The organism is Arthrobacter sp. Cr_A7, from assembly GCF_029222765.1.
In the GTDB taxonomy this organism is placed as follows: Bacteria; Actinomycetota; Actinomycetes; order Actinomycetales; family Micrococcaceae; genus Arthrobacter.
In genome coordinates this window covers 1-4,485 of record NZ_JARHXQ010000044.1, presented here as the reverse complement: position 1 = coordinate 4,485, position 4,485 = coordinate 1, and the positions used below count along the sequence as shown (strand labels likewise).

Here is a 4,485-nt window from a genome sequence, read left to right as displayed (position 1 = left end):
GTGCCTCGGGCCACAGGGCTACCCCAAGTGTTGCCGTTAGTGCTCACTGCAATATCGAAGCTGCCGATCCGCCCGTTCGAGCCAACGGAGCGCGGACGATAAAGCAACCCGGTTATCTGTTGAATCGCTTTGGTATCTATCGTGATTGAATGAGGCAAAGGGGCGGAAGGTGCGGTCCACTTGCTATGCCAGTAGGTGCCGCTGTCGCCGTCCAGTACATTGGTGGCTTGCCCGTTTTCGCCCGTGCTCTCCTCGTCGCTGGCCGTGACCGTCCAGCCAGTGCGGAGCAAGCGAGGCGCTCCAGGCTCCATCGCTGCTGCTGGCAAGAACTTGATATGGGCTAGATGGGATGCCCTTTCCCCTGTGGATTCACGTCGGATACTGGTTACGTGCCCCGTGACCAATAATAAGGCAACCAGAAACATCGCTATGCGGCGAGTCGCTCGCCACTTTGACCTGGACATTTTTCACCTATCGTCGTCAGCGCCGCAGGCATGGTATGTGTGCATACCTCAGGAATTTCGAGTTTAGGAATCCGTGGGAGCTGCCGCACGAGTAGGCTCTACTCGCATCTTGTGGCTGGTAGTACTCATATGTTGGCTGCCTAATGCAGCAGTTCACTGGGCACATCGCTCGATTCAGGACGTGGTGAAGGGGCCCTTGACGGTCTGTCCTAGGGTAGGAACATTGGGCAGCGGCATTTCACCATTAGAGAGTTCGTACAGACGCCTTTTCTCGCGGACCGCGGGCTTTGACCGGCAGCCGACCCAGTGTGAGCTTTGGTTGCTGCGAGTGCGCGGGCAGAAGCGTAAGCCCGCAACATCCTGTCTCGGCAGTTGTCCCTGCAATCCGGTGCAGCTGATTGAGGACCGATCGACGCCCTGGATCAACAGCAGGATCAACATGGCGTATGCCGACTTGCCATAGTTTCTGATCGACAACTGTCTGGTATCTGCAACCCCGCAGTAATCCGTGACTGCGCAGTCCCCCACTCAGCGATACTGAGCATGGAAGGAGACTACTCAGCGCAGCGACCAACCAAGGTGCAATAACTGAGGGGTGCTAAAGGCATCGCTTGCGGCTTACTCGCTAGCGGCTGCAGCTTTCTGCGGGGCCGCACGACCGGACTGACCTGCCTCGTTCGGTAAACGTTCGAGGCAGGTACTGTGTAGCCGCGCCCACGATGCGCTCACACTGTCTCATCGCGGCGTAAAAAGTTGCACCCGAAAGAGGACATCCGCAGTGTTGTGGTTCTGGGGTTCCAGGGCTTTACTCAGCGTAGTCTGATGACTGCCTCATTCAAGGCAGGGCCCGGTGGGAGGACTCCTTTGCCCGGACAGCACGCCCTGGGGTCCGGGCAGGAGCGTACTCAATGTCTTATGGGAGCTAGCTTGATACCCATGGGTGGTCCACTCTGTGGCCTCTTTATTGCGCGCTTCTTCAGCCCGCTGCGGTCACCGAGAGTAAATTCTCACTACTGGTGACAGGGGAAGCTTGTACGCTCCTGAAACTAATGGGAACTTTGCCGTCCCGATCATAGAAGTTGCCCCGCCTTAGTCGGACAATTCCTCGTGTTCAGCACATCGGACATCGGCTTTCAGCGAGCTTCCAGCGCTAACCTTGTGGTACCGCGTCACATGGTTTGTTCTCTTGGCGCAGATAGTGCAGTAAGTTGTGTGCTGTTTCGTCCCCATGGCCAGATAATACCTGGAAGATCATGAGAGCGCGGTACGCGCTCCTCGGCTAAAGATCAATCCGTTGGGTGGCACAGGCTGCGGCTCCTCTAGCTGCAGTTCAAGAAAAAATCGGAGTTGCCCCTCGCCGGCAACTAAACGCAAACTACGATCTGTTTCTCTGCAAGCCGCTGCCCGGTTAAGCCGGTACCGGATCCCGGATCACCGGCCTGCAGTACCAGTAAAATGACAAAAAGGCGCCCTGCATCGCGTGTTTGCCGAGATATTCGCGCCCGGAAGCTTGAAGCGCCGGCGAGAACGTAGCCACGTACGCACAGCCCTAGAAGGGCAGCGTCCCTTCACGAATGAACCAACTACCCTTCGTACATATCGCATGGCGGGAGAGCCCACTCGTTCCTCAGAGACCCATTCCAGGAAGATGTGGAAAACGATCTCGGTCGTATCTGAGCACAGCGTCACTGTTACGAATTCCCGCGTTCCACACAATGGGAAGCACCCCAACACCCTACTTTGTAAGGAACGATTCGGCCGCGAGGGTGCTGGCAGTCAGCAGTGCGCCGCAGTCAGCCCCTGGTACGTCATGGAGGAAGAAAGGCGGTCCCTTTGCTGTGCCGCCCGGGAGTAGTACCGGATTCCATGGACGCTTACAGGAGGTCGCAGCGAGTACAACCGCCGACGGCAACGCGACCCGTAAATGAGCGGGAGCTTCGTCACAATAGGCGTGACTTGATCAAACCTTGAGGGTGTGCTCGTAGCATCGCGCCATGGGTAGATATGGAGGCACGTACGACACTCGTTATTCGCGTCGCGAGCTGAGGAGACGCCGCATGCAGCTTCTTTCGTACGTCATGTTGGCCGCGCTCGCCATCGTTACTTTGTTGGTGGTCTTTATGGCGCTTGGCCGCTGAGGTGGTGCGGGCCAACGGCCTCGGCGTTGAGGCAACTTGTCATTTCGGTCTGTCACATGGTTAGGTCGTGGTCGATGGGGATCACTATGACCGTTGGAGGCTGTTGTGGCTATATCCGAGTATGCCTTTGCGTTGTGCGCGATGCTGGGTACTCTGCTGGTTCCTTTTTTCGTCCTTCACCACTTGCTCCGGTTGAAGCGCCGCGCGGTGCGAGTGGCCCTCCTTACCCACTCACGTGGTAGCCGCCGCTAGCCATGCCATACCTGGATATAAATCCGCACAAAGGCCGTCCCAAATGGCATGCCTACGCCTTTTTGACTTTCCTGTTGCTTCTCACCACTGCCGTCGTAGGGTCTGCACTGTCGCGCCTGTGAAACAGAGAGCAGTCTAGGAACCCGTAGACTTGTTGCTTGAATCAGTGCTGCAGATTTTTTCTACCGAAACGTCATGGGGGAAGATCATGCCCGATCCGGCGTATGAGAACGCAGGCGAACATCCACAGGACGCAGGGCAGTCGCAGCTGCGTCGACGCCGCGACCTTCGCAGTGCCGACAGCAAACCGATGGATACCCGGACAGGAAGCATGCCAGCCCTATCGCCCGACCCCCTTGGCCAGCCCGTTGACGAGAGGTCGGCAACCCGACGGACCTCCTGGGCAGAAGCCGCTGCGCTAGCCGACACCGCCAAACGCTCCCCGAAAGTTCCAGGTCCTAGTGCGGCGGCGGAGTCAGCGCAGCCTTCACTACAAGCCTCGGTTCCCCATTCGCCGCCCACGGAGGCCTCGCCGCGGTCTTCGGCCGCTTCCACTGAAACTCCCACCTTCCGCCGGAATCGGCCCACGGCGGCGGACGTCATTGCTGAAACGCCGATGCCGGACTTTATCAGCTCGCCTAGGCTGTTCGTTAAGGAACAAAAACCGCGCCCAGTGGGTGGCGTGCGCGGTGCCATATACAACTTAACGGGCGGGGCCTTGAACTTTGGACCGGGACCCAGGCAACGCCAGGAGGAAGAACTTAGCCACCGCATAGCCCGACAGTTGCATGGTAGCTACAACACCGCCGTCTTGAGTCTCAAGGGCGGCATCGGAAAGACGTCCACGACAGTGGGCGTAGGTCTTACATTGGCAGAGTACCGTGGTGATGCTCCTTGCGCCATAGACGCAAACCCTGATTCAGGCGACCTTGTGGAACGCGCTTTGGGGGAGGATATTTACCAGCAATCAAGCCCGCGCACCATCACGGATTTACTGCACAACATCGATTCCGTTGATTCGCTCACCGCCCTATCCAGATACATGCACCACGCTGGCCGCTTGCACCTCGTCGCAGGGGAACAAGACCCAGAGGTATCGGACTCTCTCACGGCGGAAGAGTACCTGCGGATTCGTAGACTCATCGCAGCCTACTACTCGGTTGCACTCACTGACTGTGGCACGGGTGTTACCCACAACGCCATGAGCGGCATCCTTCAATCGGCGGATAACCTGGTGATTGCTGCCGGCTACGCGGTGAGTGGGGCAAAACGGGCCCGCAGCACGTTGCACTGGCTGGCCAGCCATGGTTACGAGGAACTCGCTCGGAACGCGATTGTGGTGATCACTGACAAAGACGAGGTCTCTTCTCGCGTGGACAAGGCGGCCATCGAGGAGCACCTCTCCGACTTATGTCGCATGCTCATCGCTGTGCCGCACGATCGCGGCGTGGCCGACGGCGATCTTGTCACCCTGAGCGTGCTCCAGCCTCAGACCCGCCGTGCGTACAAGGAAATCGCCGCTGCGATAGTCGACGGGTACCAGTAGAAAAAAGATTACCAAGCGGGCGACTGCCATTGCCTAAACACCCAACGTTGCGATGTGATTTATCTGGTGGTGCCCGACTCACTCT

General features: G+C 58.1%; 2 protein-coding genes. One reads left to right on the top strand and one right to left on the bottom strand.

Going from position 1 to position 4,485, the window contains the following annotated elements; translation table 11 throughout:
- The coding region (locus tag P2Q66_RS02845) for a discoidin domain-containing protein (RefSeq protein WP_275725410.1) at positions 1-290 on the bottom strand (290 nt) is incomplete at its 3' end.
- A 3,495-nt stretch (positions 291-3,785) separates the two neighbouring features.
- Here P2Q66_RS02845 and P2Q66_RS02840 point away from each other — a divergent pair.
- On the top strand, positions 3,786-4,400 hold the full coding sequence (locus P2Q66_RS02840) for a hypothetical protein (protein WP_275725408.1): 615 nt from the start codon (positions 3,786-3,788) through the stop codon (positions 4,398-4,400).
- Positions 4,401-4,485 lie beyond the last annotated feature (85 nt).